At 70.8% G+C, this 17,722-nt stretch carries 23 protein-coding genes and 1 tRNA gene; all 24 read right to left on the bottom strand.

Features of this window, described 5'->3' with window-relative positions; genetic code table 11:
• Positions 1-48 precede the first annotated feature (48 nt).
• The 24 genes from G6O68_RS23885 to G6O68_RS23770 all read right to left on the bottom strand — a co-directional run bounded on the left by G6O68_RS23885 (position 49) and on the right by G6O68_RS23770 (position 17,598).
• The gene (locus tag G6O68_RS23885) at positions 49-1,131 is read right to left on the bottom strand and encodes a hypothetical protein (RefSeq protein WP_165251169.1); all 1,083 of its coding nucleotides are present in this window, start codon (positions 1,129-1,131) and stop codon (positions 49-51) included.
• A gap of 42 nt (positions 1,132-1,173) precedes the next feature.
• Positions 1,174-1,854 (bottom strand): hypothetical protein, encoded by a 681-nt coding sequence (locus G6O68_RS23880; protein WP_165251168.1) that lies wholly within the window; start codon positions 1,852-1,854, stop codon positions 1,174-1,176.
• Complete coding sequence (locus G6O68_RS23875; protein ID WP_165251167.1) at positions 1,851-2,660, bottom strand: hypothetical protein; 810 nt, start codon at positions 2,658-2,660, stop codon at positions 1,851-1,853. The genes G6O68_RS23880 and G6O68_RS23875 overlap by 4 nt, the downstream gene beginning before the upstream one ends.
• The gene (locus G6O68_RS23870) at positions 2,657-3,349 is read right to left on the bottom strand and encodes a hypothetical protein (RefSeq protein WP_165251166.1); all 693 of its coding nucleotides are present in this window, start codon (positions 3,347-3,349) and stop codon (positions 2,657-2,659) included. Before G6O68_RS23870 ends, G6O68_RS23875 begins: the two co-directional genes overlap by 4 nt.
• A gap of 3 nt (positions 3,350-3,352) precedes the next feature.
• Positions 3,353-3,853, bottom strand: a complete 501-nt coding sequence (locus G6O68_RS23865) for a hypothetical protein (protein ID WP_165251165.1) — start codon at positions 3,851-3,853, stop codon at positions 3,353-3,355.
• A gap of 73 nt (positions 3,854-3,926) precedes the next feature.
• The gene (locus G6O68_RS23860; RefSeq protein WP_165251164.1) at positions 3,927-5,066 is read right to left on the bottom strand and encodes an SU10 major capsid protein; all 1,140 of its coding nucleotides are present in this window, start codon (positions 5,064-5,066) and stop codon (positions 3,927-3,929) included.
• A 101-nt stretch (positions 5,067-5,167) separates the two neighbouring features.
• The gene (locus G6O68_RS23855) at positions 5,168-5,950 is read right to left on the bottom strand and encodes a hypothetical protein (protein WP_165251163.1); all 783 of its coding nucleotides are present in this window, start codon (positions 5,948-5,950) and stop codon (positions 5,168-5,170) included.
• Positions 5,943-7,544 (bottom strand): hypothetical protein, encoded by a 1,602-nt coding sequence (locus tag G6O68_RS23850; protein ID WP_165251162.1) that lies wholly within the window; start codon positions 7,542-7,544, stop codon positions 5,943-5,945. The genes G6O68_RS23855 and G6O68_RS23850 overlap by 8 nt, the downstream gene beginning before the upstream one ends.
• A 12-nt stretch (positions 7,545-7,556) precedes the next feature.
• Entirely contained in the window at positions 7,557-8,858 is a 1,302-nt protein-coding gene (locus tag G6O68_RS23845) for a phage terminase large subunit (protein WP_165251161.1), read from the bottom strand.
• Entirely contained in the window at positions 8,803-9,312 is a 510-nt protein-coding gene (locus tag G6O68_RS23840) for a helix-turn-helix domain-containing protein (RefSeq protein ID WP_165251160.1), read from the bottom strand. Before G6O68_RS23840 ends, G6O68_RS23845 begins: the two co-directional genes overlap by 56 nt.
• A gap of 132 nt (positions 9,313-9,444) precedes the next feature.
• Positions 9,445-9,518: transfer RNA gene (locus G6O68_RS23835), tRNA-Met, on the bottom strand.
• Positions 9,519-9,542: 24 nt separating this feature from the next.
• Positions 9,543-9,725, bottom strand: a complete 183-nt coding sequence (locus G6O68_RS23830) for a hypothetical protein (protein ID WP_165251159.1) — start codon at positions 9,723-9,725, stop codon at positions 9,543-9,545.
• Between the two features lie 85 nt (positions 9,726-9,810).
• Positions 9,811-10,071 (bottom strand): hypothetical protein, encoded by a 261-nt coding sequence (locus G6O68_RS23825; protein WP_165251158.1) that lies wholly within the window; start codon positions 10,069-10,071, stop codon positions 9,811-9,813.
• Entirely contained in the window at positions 10,068-10,547 is a 480-nt protein-coding gene (locus G6O68_RS23820) for a hypothetical protein (RefSeq protein ID WP_165251157.1), read from the bottom strand. Before G6O68_RS23820 ends, G6O68_RS23825 begins: the two co-directional genes overlap by 4 nt.
• 50 nt (positions 10,548-10,597) lie before the next feature.
• Complete coding sequence (locus G6O68_RS23815) at positions 10,598-11,068, bottom strand: hypothetical protein (protein ID WP_165251156.1); 471 nt, start codon at positions 11,066-11,068, stop codon at positions 10,598-10,600.
• 11 nt (positions 11,069-11,079) lie between these two features.
• Positions 11,080-11,934 carry a C1 family peptidase gene (locus G6O68_RS23810; RefSeq protein WP_165251155.1) on the bottom strand — a complete coding sequence of 285 codons (855 nt, stop codon included), beginning with the start codon at positions 11,932-11,934 and terminating at the stop codon, positions 11,080-11,082.
• Positions 11,931-12,518 carry a hypothetical protein gene (locus G6O68_RS32470; protein ID WP_206108194.1) on the bottom strand — a complete coding sequence of 196 codons (588 nt, stop codon included), beginning with the start codon at positions 12,516-12,518 and terminating at the stop codon, positions 11,931-11,933. The genes G6O68_RS23810 and G6O68_RS32470 overlap by 4 nt, the downstream gene beginning before the upstream one ends.
• Before the next feature lie 26 nt (positions 12,519-12,544).
• Positions 12,545-12,955, bottom strand: coding sequence for a hypothetical protein (locus G6O68_RS23800; RefSeq protein WP_165251154.1), 411 nt, complete (start codon positions 12,953-12,955; stop codon positions 12,545-12,547).
• Positions 12,952-13,377: a hypothetical protein gene (locus G6O68_RS23795; protein ID WP_165251153.1), complete on the bottom strand. Its 426-nt coding sequence runs from the start codon at positions 13,375-13,377 to the stop codon at positions 12,952-12,954. The genes G6O68_RS23800 and G6O68_RS23795 overlap by 4 nt, the downstream gene beginning before the upstream one ends.
• Positions 13,346-13,540, bottom strand: a complete 195-nt coding sequence (locus tag G6O68_RS23790) for a hypothetical protein (protein ID WP_165251152.1) — start codon at positions 13,538-13,540, stop codon at positions 13,346-13,348. The genes G6O68_RS23795 and G6O68_RS23790 overlap by 32 nt, the downstream gene beginning before the upstream one ends.
• 391 nt (positions 13,541-13,931) lie before the next feature.
• Positions 13,932-14,123, bottom strand: coding sequence for a hypothetical protein (locus G6O68_RS23785; protein WP_165251151.1), 192 nt, complete (start codon positions 14,121-14,123; stop codon positions 13,932-13,934).
• Positions 14,124-14,163: 40 nt separating this feature from the next.
• Positions 14,164-15,348 carry a tyrosine-type recombinase/integrase gene (locus G6O68_RS23780; RefSeq protein WP_165251150.1) on the bottom strand — a complete coding sequence of 395 codons (1,185 nt, stop codon included), beginning with the start codon at positions 15,346-15,348 and terminating at the stop codon, positions 14,164-14,166.
• A gap of 265 nt (positions 15,349-15,613) precedes the next feature.
• Entirely contained in the window at positions 15,614-16,768 is a 1,155-nt protein-coding gene (locus G6O68_RS23775; protein ID WP_165251149.1) for a hypothetical protein, read from the bottom strand.
• Positions 16,765-17,598: a hypothetical protein gene (locus G6O68_RS23770; protein ID WP_165251148.1), complete on the bottom strand. Its 834-nt coding sequence runs from the start codon at positions 17,596-17,598 to the stop codon at positions 16,765-16,767. The genes G6O68_RS23775 and G6O68_RS23770 overlap by 4 nt, the downstream gene beginning before the upstream one ends.
• Positions 17,599-17,722: the final 124 nt, after the last annotated feature.

The raw sequence follows: 17,722 nt of genomic DNA, 5'->3' as shown, positions 1-17,722 counted from the left end.
CCCCCCTCGCCTGGTTCGGGATCCGATCGCGATCAACCCCGCGCGGGATCAGGTGCGGTCGCCCAGCCCGAGCGCGACCTTGAACGTCCACGAGGCGGCCGAGGTCTTGGTCCCCAGCCCCGCCACCTTGCGGTTGATCAGCGTCCCGCCGCTCGCGGCGTTGGCGACGCCCCACTCGTTCCAGGCGAAGTTGCCCGCCCCGGTGCCGAACGTGGCCTGCGCCACGAGGACCCGGCTCTTGCTGGCCACGCCGCCAGACGTGTACGCCCCGTTGCCGGCCGACCCTTCGAGGGTGAACGCCGTCCCCGAGACCGAGACGACCCGCCACAGCCCGTTCGCCGCCGTGTTGCCGAGCACGCCCTGGATCAGGACGAAGTCGCCCTCCGCGTAGCTGTTGGTGCAGGTCACGACGATCGGCGTCGCGTTGGTCGCCGCCGTCACCGCCTGCCCGGTCGTCCCCGTCGAATGGGCCGGGAAGCCCGCGTCCACGACCTGCCGGACCTTGTTGGTCGACGCGATCAGGTCGGTCTGGCCGTCGGCCTCGGCGGTAATCTGCGTATAGCTGATCCCCGAGGCGGTCGCCCCGCCGTAGACCGGCGAGATCGTCCACGAGGTGCCGGACCCCGCCGTCACCTTGTAGACGCCGGCCGTCGAGTCGCCCGCGAACTGGAGGAACTTGCCGATCAGCCCCGACTGCGAGGTGCTGGCCGTGACGGTCGCCGAGCCGTTGGTGACGCTCGCCGTGCCGGTGAGGGCCGTCGGCCCGCCGTCGCCGACCGCGATGTGCGTCTGCGTCGAGTTGAGGTACGTCAGCGCCTGGCCGCTCGTGGTCGTGCCGTTGCCGAGGGCGTACTGCCAGAGGTTGGACGCGCCGCCGATCAGCAGCATGTTCCCGCGCACCGTCTTCCGCTCGATCGGCCGGCGCTCGCGGAAGAACCGCCGCTCCCCCTCGGCCTTGCCGTAGCGGGCGCGGTAGCCGTCCACGTCGTCGTCGTACACGTCGAGCCCCATCAGGCAGTTCCACCGCAGCCCGTCGATGCGCGACGAGTCGGGGACCGCGAGGGCCGGGGCGTGGGGGGTCGCGAGCCCGGCGCCCGCGAAGATCGGGGCCGGCTGAAAGTCGAAGGGCATGGGCGGACCTCGCGGGAAAGATGGGGTGGGTGGGGCCGGCCGTCAGCCGCGGACGATCCGCATGCCGAAAACGCCGGAGGTGGGGGCGTCGGAGCCGGTCGGGCCCCAGCGGACCTGCAGCCGCGCGGCGGCCGCGTCGAGCGAGGCCTTCAGCTCGCGGACCTTGAACGCGAAGTCGCCGTCCCCGGTCCGCGTCGAGAGCGTGTACTGCCGCAAGAGGACGGTGAGCATCGCCGCCTCCTGCAGCTCCCGCAGGTCGTAGACGGCCGTCGGCCCGCGCAGCGAGGAGGTCGGGTCGATGCCGAACCGGCGGTTCAGCTCGTCGCTGGCCTGCTCGATCTGGGGGGCCAGCGTCGTGACGGCGAAGCGGACGCCGGTCATCCCGGCGGCCGGGGCCGGCGGCTGGCCGAGGCCGGACGCCATGCCGATCCGCCTCAGGCCGACGACCGGGCCCGCGACGGAGTCGACGACGAAGTAGCCGCCCGAGCCCCTGATGGCGCCCCCTTCGAGGTGGATCAGCGAGCCGGGCGCGACGCCCTGGGCCTCGAAGTCGACCGTCGCCGAGCCGAGCGTCCAGGGGAGCCCCGCCGCGAACGCCCCGTCCGAGCCCGCCGCCGCAAGGCTGTCGGCCGGCGTCAGGATCCGCAGGTCGGTCGGGCAGCGGATCGCCAGGTCCTCGTCCGTGCAGTAGACGGTCGCCAGCGGATAGACGGGCTCGCTCAACGGTCGTCCTCCCTCTCGGGCCTGCGTCGCGACTCGTCCCAACGCCGCCGGATCAGCTCCAGCGCGAACGTCGCGGAGAGGGCCCGCCCCAGCGCCAGGATCCCCGACGCGACGGCCGGCAGCGGCTTGCGATCCCTCACGGCCTCGATCACCGCCGCGACGGCGGGCAGGTCGCCGGGCGTCACCGGATCGGGGGCCGGCGCCGCCGCGGGGGCGCCCGGCCTGGGCCCGATCACGATCCGCTCGGCCAGCCTGGCGGAAGCCGACGAGACCGCGAGCCCTCGCGGGACCCCCGCCTCCTCGATCGCCCTGACCAGCGAACGCCGATGGGCCGCCGCGATCCGCGAGGCCGGGGCGTCGACCGAGGCCATCGCCTGCTCGATCGCCGAGCCTCGGATCCCGGCCTTCACGAGGACCTCGCGGTTGAACCGGGCCCGCGCCACGACCTCGCGGAAGCGGCGGACCCGGCTGTTCGTCACCACGTCGGTCCAGGCCACCAAGCCCCGGTCGATCAGCGTCCAGTTCGACGCCCCCACCAGGGCCTTGAGCTGGACGGGCGGAAGCTCGCGGGCGATCTGGAGGAAGTCCGTGAACGGCTCGGCGGCCGTTCCGGGGGCGATCGCGACCTGCCAGCACCGGCAATTCCGGTGGATGGGGATCGGCCAGATGGGGCCGACGGCCGAATCGTACTGCGCACAGGCGCCGCAGGTCTTCAGCCAGTTGCAGCGGAACTGGAACCGAACCCGGCCCGTGTCGTTGAACCAGACCTCGCCGGGCCGGCCGAACAGGATCGTGGATCGCTTCATGTTCCCAGGATCGCCGCGACCTCGGGGGCCACCACGTCGAGCGCCATCACGTCGACCGCCGCCAGCGTGTGCGACCGCTGGTCCCCGTCGCCAATCGCCCCGATCACGGACTGCGTCAACGCGTGCCGCTTCGTCGACTCCCAGGCGTCGAGCGGGTCGAGCCGGGCCGATTCGTCGGCCGCCGTCGCCGCCGCCAGGTTGATTGCCCGGCCGAGGTCGGCGATCGCCCGCCGGACCGGATGATCGATCCAGTCGTGCAGCTCGTAGCCCTGCAGGAACTGCGATCGGGCCGTCGCGACCCCCTCGCGGGTCGGCTGGGGGTCGGACGACCTCCACAGGGACGAGTCGAGCCGGTCCCGCCAGATCGCGGTCGAGTCGCGGTAGGACGCCTCCCAGGCGTCGCGGATCAGGCCGGCGTTGCTGGTGGACCGAGGCCCGGCCAGCAGGGTCAGCAGCTCTTCCAGCCGAGCGACGGCCGCGAGGTAGGACCGCGAGCGCCGCACGAGGATCGCCGTGGCCCGGCCGTCCCGAGCCGCCTTCGCCGAGTCGGTCACCGCCTTCTGGGCGTGGGCCCGCGCGTCGTCGATCTTGGCCCCGACGACCTCGGAGGCGCGGCGGATCCAGGGGGCGATCCGACCCCGCATCCGGCGGTCGATCGCGGCCAGGTCGTCGGGCGGCTGGATGGGCATGGCCTACTTCTTCGCCTTGGGCTTCGGCTCGGGCTTGGGTTCGGGCTCGACGTCCGAGGCGAGCGGCGCCTCGTCCGCACGGGCGTTCTCGGCGGCGGCCAGGGCGGCCTTCGCCTCCGCCAGCTCCTGGGTGGTCGCCCGCAGGGCCGACTCCAGCTCGTCCTTCACCCGCTCGGCGTCGGCCTGGGCTCGGGCGTGCGAGAGTCCGTCGAGAGGCGACGCGTCCAGGCCGAGGGCGGCGACCCGTTCGCGGAGGGCGGCGGTCATGCCCTCGATGCCCGCGGACTCGGCCTCGATGATCTGGACGGCGCGCGTCGTCAGGTCGGCGATCGACTTCGTCATGTCCTCGGGGTCGGCCGCGAGCTGGTCGAGCGAGCTGACGGCCCGGCCGACCTGCTTCGCGGCCCACGACTTCTTCACCTGGCCCGCGAACTCGGCGGGCAGGCCCCGGCGCTCGAACGCGGCGTCGAGGTAGGGCGGCAGCCCTGGAAAGTTCTCGGGCATGTCCGGTCTCCGCTTCGCGGTTGGGGGAAAGGGGAAGGCGGGGCGGGCCGAAGCCCTGCCCCGCCGAAGAGGATCATTCCTCGGCGTAGCCGGTGATCCCGGTGACGATCGCGTGGTGCGACTCGTTCTCGAGCCCCACGGCCGCCTCGACGATGACGTCGCCCTCCCTCGCGTAGCCGCGGAGCCCGCGGGGCTGGTCGATCATGGGCTGCTTGATGCCCAGATAGGCCTCCATGATGTTGATCGCGATCGCCGTCCCCTTCCGCAGCATCGGCGCGGGGACGAAGATCAGCTGCGGCATCCAGCTGACCTTGAAGGCGTTGATCTCGACGTTCAGCTCGGTCGTCCCCACGTTGTACGGCAGGGTCGGGAACTTCCACGTCGCGAAGGCGGTCAGCCAGTCGGTGGACACGAAGCAGTGGGTGGCGTAGCCGTTCCCGTCGACCACCTTCTGGAAGATGTCGCGGACGAACGAGGACGGCTTGTAGGCCGCCGCGTCCGAGGGCCCATCGGCCCGGTTGGTGACGATCTGCTCGTTGATGCCGCCCATCATCGGCTTCGGCGTGTTGGCGGCCAGCGCCACCCGCTTGCCGTAGACGATGCCGCTCTCCAGGTCCCGCATCGTGCGGCGGAGGGCGTTGGCCCGGTCGCGGTCCAGCGCGTTGCCGTCGGCCGAGACGAAGTTGCGATTGGTGATCGCCGACCCGCCGACCGAGTAGGCGTGCTGGATGTTCTGGACCCACTGCTTGTACTTCTGCTGCCCGAGCTGGAGCGCGGGGATGTCGACGGCGGCGCCGTTCCGCGTGTTGGTGATCAGGTTGACCGCCGTGTTGTCGGCGATCGACGCCAGCGCCGTGGTGCCGGCGTAGCCGCGGGTCACGGTCAGGGTGTTGGTCCCCGCGTTGACCGCCGTCACCAGCAGGTACTCGGTCGAGACCTGGATGACGTCGTCGACGTCGAAGACCGAGGCGTCGTCGACCACGAACGCGGTGGTGGCGTTCGAGGCGATCGCCCCGTTGAGCTGATCCTTGCGGAGCAGCGGGAGGTCGCTGACGATCTCCCAGGACGGCCCGTCGATCGTCCGCGTGGGCAGGCGGGTCGAGAAAGGCATCAGGTTGATGTACTCGGCCCGCGCGACGGCGTACATGTCGACCGTCGTCGTGTCGAGATTGCCGAGGGCGGGGAAGGGTCCGCCGACGAGGCTGTTGGGCATTTGTCTCCCCTTATGGGATGGGTGCTGGAGATCGCCATCGAAGGCGGAACCGCTTCGGCCGACGCGAGGCGGATGGTGGGGCGGGGATGGGTCGGATCAGGTCAGTTGCGGCTGGCGTTCTCGCTGGGGGCCCAGAGTCCGTACCCGCCGCTCTGGGACGCACGCGCGGCCCGCTTGCGCTCGAAGTACTCCTTCGTGGCGTCCTGGACCTCGACGCCGCCGGGGACTTCCCCGCCGCCCGCCCCGGAACCGCCCCGGCCCTTGCGGGCGACGAGGTAGGAGTGCTCCTCGAGCAGCGCGGAGAGGACCTCCTTCGCGGGCTTGCCGTCCACGCCCTGGACGGTCAGCCGGCCGTCGTCGTCCTCGACCGACTGGATGGCCCCCTGCGCGAGCTTCAGGAAGGTCCCGGCCGCCTTCGCCTGCGTGGCCGCGTCGGGCCCCACGAACTGGACGCCCCGGATGGCCGCGTCGATGGCCGCGTCGCGCTCCTTCTCGGCCGCGATCTTCTTCGCGTTGTCGAGCTGCTTCGTGATGGCGTCGAGCTTCTGCTGGAGCTTGGCCGCCTCGTCGTTCTTGGCCTTCTCGGCGGCGGCGACCTTGCGGTCGGCCTCGGCCTTCTCCGCCTTGAGCCGGACCTTCTCCCGCTCGGTCTCGGACATGACCTGCTTCAGCTTGTCGTCGAAGCCGGAGACCTTGCTCTTGAGGGCCAGATAATCCTCGTACTCCTCGGCCGTGAAGAGCGAGGCGTCGTCCTTGTCGGCCTTGGCCTCCTCCGCGGCCGGCTTCGTCTCGCCGTCGGGCTTGGCCTCGGCGACGGGCTTCTTCTCGGACGGCGCTTCGGCGGGGGCATCGGCGGGCTTCTCGTTCGCGATCTCGTCAGCCATGGGTCACCCTCACTGGTACGGGGTCTTGAGCCCGCCCCGGCGGCGCGTCGAGGCCCGCCTCGGAGCGTTGCTCCATCTCGTTCTCGCGGTCCCCGACGAGCCGTTTGATCTCGGCGTCGAACGCGGCGTACTCCTCGTCCTCGCGCCCTGGGATGGCCGCTCGGATCAGCGTGGAGATCAGGGCGACCTCGGTCTTCGGCGCGGCCCCGACCTTCTCCAGGATGTCCTGGAGGTTGACGATCGACTTCGCCAGCTCCTCGGCCGTGAACAGGTCGAACGAGGTGGGGTAGGCGATCTTGACGTCGTCGTACGAATCGTCGGCCCCGTCGCTCAGGACGAGCCGGGCCATGCCGACCATCTCGTATTCGCACGACTGCAGGCGGCCGGAGACCTTCGCCAGGAAGTCGTTCGCCGTCGTCTGGTCCAGGCGCTTCGAGATGCCGGTCTGGGCGACGGTGGTCCCGTTGCTCCCCGCGGCCCCGGCCGGCTTCTGGAGGTAGGCGGACCGATCGGCCGCGTCCCGCAGGTCGGCCTTGTTGATGCGGAGCGAGTCGGCGCCTTCCTTGGGGAACTCGACGACGTCGAATCCCTCGTAGGTGGCCGTTCCGCCCTGGGCGTTCTTCTTCTTCGGCAGCAGCCAGTTGGGACCGACCGGCAGCGTCCCGTCGGCCTTGATGTAGTCCTCGGGGCACTGCAGAAGGGGATGGGCCTGGGTCGTGTCCGAGAGGATCAGCTCGCTGTCGCGGTTGTAGAACTCGCGCATCAGCGAGGCGGCCGTCTTGTAGACGCTGGTCCCGACGTTCCGGCATCGAGGCTTCCGCCCCATCATCAGCCGGACGATCGGCACGCGGCCGAAGTCGTGCGTCTCCGGCCCCTGGATCAATTCCCCCCTGGCGTCGTAGAGCGTCCAGTCCTCGGCGGTCCAGTGGCGGAACCTCGCGGCCCCGTCCTCGTACTCCCTGACCACGGCCTCGGCGTAGCGGCCCCTGGCGTCGAGCCGCCACCAGCGCAGGTTGGTCGGCAGGATGTAGGTGGCGACCACGCCCCGAGTCCCGGCCGCCTTCTCGTCGGCGTTGGAGGCGATCGGCTCGCCGTCCGGATCCTTCGGATGGTCGAAGAGCACGTCCAGGCAGCCGAGCACGGTGACGAGCGGAGCGATCACGTCCCGCATCCACTCGTCGATCGACGTGCCCATCCCGTCCACGTCGTCGAACCACGCCTGGACGTCTTCGGGGGCTTCGCGCCGGACCTCCCTGGCGTAGATCTTCGACAGGTGCGTGTCGACGGCCGATTCGACCCAATCGGGGACCGGCGTGCGGGCCCGCCGCATTTCGAAGTCGTCGGACCAGTAGTCGAGCTGGCCGGGGTAGCGTGCTCCGCCGGGCTGGACGATCGGGGAGGGATCGGGCAATTCCCGTTTGTGCCGGATCAGGTTGTAAAGCGGGAACCCGCCGATGCTGCCGTACGTCGCGTTGCGGTATCTCTCCCCGCCTTCCCACGAGTCGTAAAGCCACCGCCACTCGACCTGATGCTCCGCCCATTCGGGATGGACCCGGTCGATGATCCTCGCGGCGGGGTCCGTCGAATCGGCCATGTCTCGTCCTCTTTAGCGCAAGCGGCGGGCGTCGACCCGCGGCAGGAGCGGCTCGGGCTTCCGGCCTTCGGGGAACTTGTCGCACAGGCCCCCGCGCAGCGCGTCGATCAGGTCTTCGTAGGGGTGCTGGGGGTCGACGGGCTTGTCGACCCACTGCCTCTGGCGTTGGGCCCGCTTGTAGTTGGCGAACGCGTTGATCAGGGCCTGGCAGCGGGGGTGGATCAGCAGTTCGGGCGGATCGATGCTGATGAACGATTCGAGCAGCGAGAGCGAGTCCAAAATGGAGCGGGTCGGCCAGGGGTGGACCCCGAGGCCCGCCCGCTCGTATTCGCCGAACACCGTCGGCCCGATCGACGTGGCGGACCGGCCGGCGGGGTCGGTCGAGATCGAATCGACGCGACCGCCGCAGAAGCGGTCCGAGGCCTCGATCACGTCGAGCGCGACGCCGTAGGCCCCCCTGCCCTTGCTGTAGTAATCCGCGAAGACGACGATGCCCGGCGGCCGGACCTGGAACCACACCGCGGCCGACTCGTTGCCGCTGTCGAGGCCGACGTAGACCGGATGGTCGGGGTCGTACTCCGCGAGGCTCGGGTCCCCGTTGGCGACGTGCTTGTCGGGGTCGAAACCGTCGAACCAGGCCCCTTCGCCCGCCGCCCAGAGGCCGTAGCGGAGCCTCTTCTTCCGCGAGCCGGTCAACCTGTCGAGCGTTGCGACGTACGAGAGGCCCGCCGGAGTCCAGCCGATCCCGTCGTGCATCGCCGGGTTGGCTTCGAACGTCGTGTCCCACAGCTTCGTCAGGCCCGCATCGGCTCGCTTCCTGAGCCAGTGGCTCGGATCGCCGGGATTGGTGTCCCCGATCAGGTACCCGAGGCGAGTCGGCCTGCCGGGACGGCCGAGCCGGGTCTGCAGCGTCTCCCACGCCTCTTCGGTCGTCTCGATCGCCTCGTTGACGTAGATGACGTCCCAGGCGGACGACAGGGCCTTGGTCGGCTTGTCGAGGCCCGCGACCGCGATCTCCGAGCCGTTGGGGTAGATGTAGCTCTGCCGGGTCCGGCGACTCGCCCCCTGGGCCAGGCGTGACATCACGTCTCGGACCAGGACCTCCTGCTCGAAGGTGACGAGGACGGACTGCGCGAGGCTGGCGCGGACCTCTCGGCAGATCAGGATGCGGAGGCCGGGGTACTTCCTCGCGAGCTTGTGGAGCACTACGAGGATGGAATAGGTTTTGCCGGTCCCGGCCGGCCCGCACACCAAGAGGTCACGAGAGAGCGTCCCCCGGATCAACCCCAGCCCCAGCCGAGTGTCGACCCGCAAGCTCGTCTGCGAGTCCAGGGATCTCGAGTCCGGAATCGTCGCCCCCGTCATCGATGGCCTCGGGCGGCTTGTCACGCCACCTGTCCGGCCTGCGGTTCTTCAGCCAGAAGATCGCGGCGGCGGTGTCGGGCGGGTAGTGCTGGACGTAGTCGGCCTTCACGATCTTGCCGTTATGGTTGAACAGCTTCACAGCCTTGTGCGAGTAGCCCATCGCCCGCTTGAAGAGCCGATCGGCGACCGCCGCGTCCGAAGCGATCTTGCCGTCTTTTAGGGACTGCAAGAATTCGGGATGCTGCTTCTTCCAGTTGCTGATCGTCCTCTCGGAGACGTCGAAGAAGTCCGCGAGTTCCTTGTCGGTCGCGCCGAGGCGGGCGAGTTTCTCAGCCTGAGCGGCCATCTCGGGTCGGTACGCCGAAGGTTGGCCTCGGGGCTTCTTGGGGGCTTCCTTCGGCATGAGACCACCGTCGGGTTTCCGGCTGACTGGCAGTCCGGCAGGTGAGTGTAAGCCGCCCCGCCCCGACGGCTGCCCGAGCGGGGGCGGCGAGCGCGACGGCTTGGCGGCAAGAGTCCGCGGCCGTCATCGCAGTAGCAGGGGCAGGATTCGAACCTGCGGTTTCCAGGTTATGAGCCTGGCGAGATGGGCCACTTCTCTACCCTGCCATTTGTGGCGGATTTGCGGGTTCGTCAGTTCCCTCCGCCCGTGTAGTGGGTGCATCGCCCGTAGGCCAGGCACTGGAACCGGATGCCCTCGATCACGCGCCGCTGGGCCATGCGCCGGGACTGTCGCCTGATCCATCGCTCCCCGAGCGTGAATCCCCAGAAGAGCGAGCTGACGCCGATCGGGATGGCGAGCATTGTCCAGTCCATCGGCCTGCCTCTCGTGGGTGGGGTTCGGAGAGTGTCGCCGTTCGCGGCCGGGCGTTGCGAAGGACGGATGCCGCGGCGGCGCGGGTTACAGACCTCGGAGGATCGGCCAGACGATCGAACTGAACATCCACGGGCCAGCGAACCATCCCATGCCGAACAGCCCTAGGAAGCCCAGCACCATCAGCCAGGCGACGGCGCGGGCCGGGTAGCTCGCGGGAGCGATCAGAAGCCGGGGCACGACGTGGAGGTAGATCATGTTCGCCGCGAACAGCAGCAGCCCGAAGGCCAGCGGCAGCCCGAGCACCAGGGCGGCCAGAGTCAGCGTGATTTCGGCGGCGTCGTTCAAGACTCAGGCTCCGGAGTGAGGGGGGCGAGATCGCCCGAGACGGGGGTGTCGAAGTCGGTTCGCGGCTCGATGCCGATCTCGCTCTCGATGTTCCTGACGCGGGTCTTGACGGCATGGGCGGCGCTGGCCGCCGTGACCGCCGTCCCCTTGACGCGATCGAGTTCGGCTTTCGCCGTATCGAGGCTGCCCTGGAGGACTCCAACCTTGCGCGTCAGCTCCAGGATCTCCGCCTGCATCGACAGCCGCTCGCTCGCGCGGGTCTTGCTGATGCCCTGGTAGACGCTCACGATCGCGGCCCCGATCGCCATGAAGAGGCCGAAGTACCAGCCGCCCGCCACCGGGGTCTCGACGGCGCTGGCGAGCAGGGCGTGGCCCTGCTGGACGGTCGAGCCGATGAACGTGCACACGCCGGTGATGGCCGCGCCCATGACGGCGAGGATCTGGGCGAACGGCAGGTGGAACAGGCGGTGCGGCATGCGAAGGCCCTTCATGGGTTTCGCCCTCGGCGGAGGGGATGCGGCGGCGGTCAGATCAGGCCGATGAGCAGCTTGAACAGCGTCTTCACGATCGGACGCCAGACGGCCCCGGCCGCTTCGGGGTCGTGATCGCCGTACGCGGGCGTCCCGGTCAACCGGTCGGGCCGCGACAGCCCGTCGAGCGATTCGGCCAGCTGGCCCATCGTCAGCTCGGGGACGCTCGGGTCGTTCTTCAGCGCGAGCAGACCGTCGACGAACCGGCCGGCCTTCGGGTCCCCCTCGGCGTAGGCCCGGTCGACCTCGGCGGCGACGATCGGCCCGTCCAGGGCCTCGCCGCCCGCGCCGAAGATCGGATCCTGTTCGGCGTCGGGGAAGACCTGCTTCCCGCCGTAGCCGACGAGGATCCAGATCGGCAGGGCGTGGGCCCTCGACAGCCGACGGGTCGCGATCGCCAGGGCGACGGCCCGGCCCTCGGCGTAGGGCAGCTCGGTCGGGAACGTGTACGGCGGGGCGCAGGGCATGGTCGGTCCTCTCAGGCGACGAGCGTCGCCGGGATCGGCGGGTTGTACTGGGGGAGGCGCGCGTGCGGGGCCTGGATCGCGTAGATGGAGTTGGCCCCGGCCGAGAAGTGCTCCTCGACGACGGTGCCGTAGCCCTGGTCGCCGTAGTCCTTCCGCCACGAGTTCTTGAAGTCGAGGCCCCACCGCCCCTTGTAGGGGCCGGCCTTGATCTTGCGGACGCCGACGCCGTGGACCGCGTGGCCCCCGCGGGGGATCCCGAAGCCGCACACCCCGCCCGCGTCCAGCACGGTGAACCGCGTCCCGATCGTGATCCCGAAGCTGATCGCGAACCCTCGGCTGCAGGCGTCGAGCGCCTCGAGGAAGGTCCGGCAGAGGAAGCTCTTGGCGACGACGAAGTTCTTCGCGACGTCCCGCACGGCCTGGGGGATCTTCGCCATCTGGTAGGTGTATCGCGGGATCGAGCCCCTCGGCGGAAGCCCGTTCGTCGCGAGCGACTTGATCATCTCCTCGAGGTACGCGCCGCGGTCCCAGCCGCCGTTCACGCAGGCGTAGGCGAAGTCGGGGTCGAACGACGTGGGCGGCAGCCCGGCCATCGACCAGGCCTGTTCGTAGGCCGACGCCCCCGCGTAGCCGACGCAGGCCCCGAGGCCGTCCTGGTCGTCGACCTCGCCGCAGTGCTCGCGCCAGTCGACCTCGCGAAGCTCCCAGGTCTGCCCCGCGATGAAGTCGGACCACGTCGGGCTCGCCGACGTCATCCCCTCGGGGGGCGGCAGGCAGCCGAGGACTCGTAGCTCCTGGCCGTCGTCGATCGCGGGCAGCTCCACCCCGTCGACGACCTTCGAGTACAGCTTGTCGCTCGGGGTCATTTGAGCCTCTTGGCCGTGTCGATCAGGGTCTGGACCATGGTCCGCGCGCCCGTCTCCCCCTCGGCGACGATCGAGCCCGACCAGCCTTCGAGGGCGGCGCCGGGCTCGTCCAGGAAGACGAAGGCGGGGGGCTTGAGCTTGGCGGCCGTCAGGTGGGGCGAGTAGGCCGCGTAGCCCGGCGTCCCCACCTCGTAATTCCGGACCTTCAGCCCGGTCTCGGCCTGGATCCGCTTGGCCGCGTTGTAGACGTCCGCCAGCTGCGGCGATCGATCGGCCGTCTCCGGCCAGAACATCATCAGCCAGGCGGCCGGCCTCGCGGGCTTCGGCGGGGGCTGAGGAGCCGGGGGGTTCGGCTCGGGCGTCGGGGTCGGCTGGGGGACGGGGACCGGCGTCGGCGCGGGGGTCGGGACCGGTCCGGCGCCCAGCGTGATGACGACCTGCTTGGCGTCGTAGCTGATCGTCGCCGGGCCGGTGATCGCGAAGCCCTGGTACTGGCCGGCGGCCACGTTCACCGTGACCGTCTGGGCGGAAAGCGCCGGCGCTGCGGCCAGCAGGAGCATCGCCGCGAACGCGCGGAGCTTCATCGGTTCGGACCCCGAGGTGTGGGTGGTCAAGCGGGGCGGACGCCGCGGCCGTCGAGCTGGTTGGCCGCGTTCCTCATCAGCACGAGGTTCGCGTCGTGGGCGTCCGCGTAGTGCTCGGCGAGGGCCTGCCAGGCGTCGCGGTCCAGGTCGACCTCGTGCATGAGCGCGACGGTCGTGGCCACGAGCTTTTCGAACGCGTCGCACGAGGCGATCAGCCGGGAGACGCGGGCCTCCAGCTCTTCGACCCGCCGGACGGCCTCGTCGCGCGCCATGCGGGCGGCGGCCGTCTCGCAATCGGATTTGTCCCGCTCGGCCCTCAGGCCCTGGCAGGTCTTCCGGTGCATCGCGTCGAGGCTGTCGACGAGCTGGCGGTGGTAGGCCGCGTCGACGACGGGGCGGGTCAGGCGGATCCGGAGATTCAGCGGCAGCGGCATCATGCCCCCTGCGCCAGTGCGGCGCGACGCTTCCTGCGGGTCCCCGGCTCGACGTCGGCCGGCGGTTCGGGATCGGGCGGCAGCGGCCGGACGTCCCTCGGCAACGCCGGATGGCCGTCCTTGCCGCCCTGGTGGCAGACCATGCAGATGAAGACCGACCCCGCGGGGACGGGCCCATGGCCGGTCCCGTCGCACTCGGGGCATTCGGCGAAGAACGCGCCGGCCATGTCGACGAAAGAGCCCGCGCCGCCGCAGAGCTTGCAGTGGTGCGGGCACTTCGAGTGCGGCGTGAACGGCAGCCCGTTCATCGGGAACAGCGGCTCGACGTGCGTCCAGGGCTCGGGCTCGGGCTTGTCGAGCAGGGCCTGCGTCGGGTCGACCGACTCGTCGGCGTCACAGTAATCCGCCCACCTCGCTCTTCTCATACCGCTCCCGGATCCTCGGCGGGATCGAATTGAGCCTGCGGACGACGGTCGAGTGGCTGACGTTCATCACGATCCCGATGGCTCGCGTCGGGATCCGCTTGACGTGGAGCCGGAGCATCACCAGGTCGCGGACCCGCTCCAGCGATTCGCGCGAGGTATCCAAGCCGCCCTCACCTCTGACGCCCTCGCCGTACACCGTCCCTTTGGCGAACATGGGGTCCCTCGCAGGCCCGGCGGATTGGTGCGACGAACATTCCAAGTCGTCGCTACTTGTTGGTAGTCTGACATATCGATGAATCGGGCGCGGTGCATTTACGGGTTCGCCGCGAAATCACCCCTTCGCGCCCCGATCCCGCGTGTTAACCTTCCTCCAGACGGCCGGCGTTGCGGAGCGCCCGCCGCCATCGGGACCCGGTCGGCGCCGCGAAGGGGTCCAACCCAAAGCACGTTGGGACGTTGCTTGCGGCGGGGTCGGGCGGGAAACGACGAAACGGGCCGCCTCGGGTCATACCGGGGCGGCCCGTTCTCGTTTCGAAGGTCGGTCTGCCAAGCGCTCAACGCGTGGCCTTCGGCGGAGACTTCCCCCCGTCGCGTTCGCGCGTCGACGCCGCGATCCGGCTTTCAATCCGCGAGGGCGTCTCCGCGGCACCTTCGGCCGCGGCGGCCTCGTAGGCGGCCTTGTACAGTTGGAACCGCAGCTCCGCGCCCGGCGGTCTCGCCCGGCGCGCTTCCTCGTCTGGCGACATGGTCGCTCCTTTTCGAATGGATCGCGTTCCTGGTCAGTAGTCAGCCGATCTCGGCGGCGATGGCGGCGGCGCGGTCGGCGTCGCGCTCCGCGTAGATCTGGGTCACGTCGGCCGAGGCGTGGCCGAGCAGCACCTGCGCGGCCTCCAGCCCGAACCGGCGGCGGACGTCGGTCGCGTAGGCGTGCCGGAGCTGGTTGGGGTGCCAGGCGGTGACGCCGGCCTGGCCGCACGCGCGGGCCACGGCGTTGCGGTAGGAGTCCTTGTTGTAACGCTCGGCGTAGACGCGTCGCTTCGCCGGGTCCGACCTGTCGACCTGGGACGGCTGGACCTTGGAAGTCCTCGCGGCCCTACGCGAGGCCGCACGCTCCGCCATCCACCGGCGGGGGGAGAAGATGTAGCCCCCCGAGGCCTCGGCCAGGAACGGCCGGACGATCGCCTGCGCCTGAGGCCCGAGCGGGATGGATCGGCCGCGGCCGTGGTGCTCGGTCTTATGCCGCTCGGGGTGGTAGGTCCACGTCCGGCGGTCCAGATCCTCGATGTCGCATGCTCGCAGGATGCAGGCCTCCCCCGGCCTCATCCCGGTCAGGAGCTGCAGCCGGACCATCGCCGCGATGGGCCGCGGCAGGAACGGCAGCGTCCGGTCGACATCCTCGACCGCGACGGGCCGGACGGGCTCGGTCTCGCGGGCCTCGGTCCTCCCGCGCTTCAGGCCGTCGACGGACCGGCACGCGGTCCACGCCGAATCGGGCGCGAGCCCTTCCGAGACCGCCCAGCGGAACATCTGGGTGACGATCCGCGCCCGGCGGTTGCACCCGACTCGGGAGAGGCCGGACGCAACGAAGCGGGCCCGCACCGCCCGATAGTCGGCCGCCGTGAACTCGCGGGCCGTCTTCTCGCCGCACTCGGCTGCGAGGATCCTCGAGACCGAGAGCACGAGCCCGACCTGCGAGGTCGGCTCGCCGCCCTTGCGGTAATACGCCTCGGCGTGGGCGAGATAGGCCCGGCCGACCTCGGCGACGGTCGGGCCGGAGGGACGGGGCTCGGGAGGGCCCGAAGGGTCCGCCAACCAGGCAGCGATCGTCGCGCGGTAGCGGGCCCGCGAGTCGTCCGAGCCGTGGCGCCCGAGGTAGACGACCCGGCCCTTCGCGCCGGGGACGGGGAGGGTGACGTAGGCCTGGCCGGTCGGCTTGTGCAGGCAGTACGAGGGGACGCGCGAACGCGGCATCCTGGGGGCTCCTTCTGTATGACTACAGAATCGGGAGCCCCGATCGACCTAGCGAGTCATCTCGTCAAGACGCGAGCCCGAGCCGCAACCCGTTCGGATTCCCAGGTTTGCCACCGCGACGCCGGACACGGCGAGGGCTCCGGACGGATGGAGACCCTCCTACGTGTAAGGCAGGCACTCTAACCGCTGAGTTAATCGCCCTTCGGCTGGCATTCTAATCAAAGACCCGGCCGGCGCGAGCGCGGTTCGCGAAAAGGCGAGGGGGTCAGGGCGTGGGAGCGGGGGCGTCGCCCAGGGAACGGGGGCCGTCTGGGGGCGTGGGATCGGGCTGCGGGGGGGGCTCGCCGGGGATCGGCGCGGGCTCGGCGAGGCGGGGGAGGACGCGGCGGGCCTCGACGACGCGCCAGGAGGTGTCGATGCCTTCCAGGCGGAACCGGGCGAGCGAGAGCCGCATCGGGGTCGGCGGGTCGCCGGGGGAGCCCAACTCGTCGACGACCTCGGCGTCGACCTCGGCCCGCTCGTAGATGAACGGGCCGTCGGCCTTGAGCGTGAAGAACGGGCGCTTCAGCAAGGCGTCCCAGGTTTTGGGGGATTCGGCCACGTCCAGGGCCAGGTTGCGGGGCGCATCGGGCAGCGGGGGCCTGGCGTCCTCGATCAGCATCTTGTAGGTCGGCAGGATTTTCTTCGGAGCCAGGGCCCCCTCGGCGAGTTGCTGGAAGACCTGGCCCAGGCCCTCGGCGGCGTCGAAGATATCCTCGGGGTCGCCGCTGGCCATCTTGTCGTAGAGGCCCGACTTCTCGGCGTCGGACTTCGCCTCGTGGAGCGCGTCGAGGGTCTCCGCGGCCGGGCCCAGGGGGTTGCGGGGCGTGAACCGACCGATCGCCGGGTCGTAGCTGTACTCCCCCTCGATCCGCCGGTGGAGCGCCGCGATCGGCGCGAACGAGCCGCGCAGGGAGCGGTCCCCGGCCCTGTCACGAGAGGGGTCGAGGAAGCCGCGGATCGCCGGCGGCTCCTCGACGACCGCGAGCCGCTTCTGGACCTCCTCGTCGTGATCCACGAGCGCCTGGAGGTACGACTCGGCGACGCGCTCGACCGGGTCGTTCGTCCGCTTGCGGAACCTCGGCCAGGCGACCAGGGCCGCCGCGACGCCCGCCAGCAGGAGGAGCAGGAGGCCGAGGAGGAGGAGCTTGCGGCGGGACGACTTCCGCTCCCTCGCCTCGGGCGAGGGCCGGAAGACCGAGGTCGCCTCGTCGGCGTCGTCGTCCTCGCGGACGGCCGCCGGGGCGGGCCGGGGCTCGGGCTTCGCGGCCGGGGGCTTGTGGCGGGCCCCGCATTTGGGGCAGGCGATGGGCTCGCCCGGCGGCCCGTCGGGGGCGAGGAACGCCGTCTGGCACTTCGTGCAACGGACGCGGACGCTCATGGTCGGTCGCCTTCGCGGGAGGAAGTTCGGGGCGGATTCGGGGGGGCCTCGCCGGCCGTGGCGCACCGGCCGCAGACGTCGCGGCCGCCGGCGACGGCCCGGCCGCAGAGGCGGCAGAGGCCCGCGCGGCGGCGGAGTTCGGGGAGCGCGGCGCGGAGCGGGGCGGCTTCGGGCTCGTCGCCGAGGCTGTCCAAGGCGCGAGCGACCCAGCGAGCCAGCTCCCAGTCGACGTCCTGCTCCCGCACACGACGCTCCACCAGCGACTTGACCCAGCCGGCCAGGTCGCGGTCGAGCGAACGGAGGGCCTCGCCGCGGAGGTGCCTCGTCAGCTCGTCGCGGAGCTCCAGCGCGCGGTCGACGTCTTCCTCGGCCCTCGCCGCGTCCAGCTCGGCCCGGAGGGCCTCGTCGCGGCCCGTCTTCAGGCGGCGGGGCGGCGGCGCGTCGGCGGGAGCCGGCGGGCGACCCGGCTCGGGCTCCCGGCCCGCGGCGAGCCGGCCGAGCGCGGGGATGACGTGCATCTCCATCAGGTCGACCGTCCGCCAGGAGGCCTCGGCCAGGTCGGCCAGCAGGTCCAGGAGGCCGGCGAAGACCTTGAGGAGCGTCCCCAGGACCCACCCCGCCAGGCCGAAGCCGACGACCGTGGCGAGGGCGATCAACGCGGCGATCCGACGTTCGGTCCAGGTGAACTGGGCGTCCGACAGCAGGCCCTGCGCCTGGGCGAGGAAGTACGCCAGCCCCAGCGAAGCCACGCCGAACTGCACCACCGGCGCCAGCCTGGCCAGCGCCCGGCCTCCCAGGCGTATCGAGGTGTAGCGGGGGGTCGGTTTCATGAGAGCCTCGGGACCTCCCGCGAAGCCTGGGGACGCCATGGCCCAGTATAGCCGTCATGAGGCGGAAAGACGAAGGAGTCGCGCGGGGGGGCCTTCCGCTTGTCACGAGGCTTCCCCACGTAGT

The organism is Paludisphaera soli, assembly GCF_011064595.1.
Lineage (GTDB): Bacteria > Planctomycetota > Planctomycetia > Isosphaerales > Isosphaeraceae > Paludisphaera > Paludisphaera soli.
Note: the sequence above shows the minus strand (reverse complement) of the source record. Positions and strands in the feature narration are given on the sequence as shown.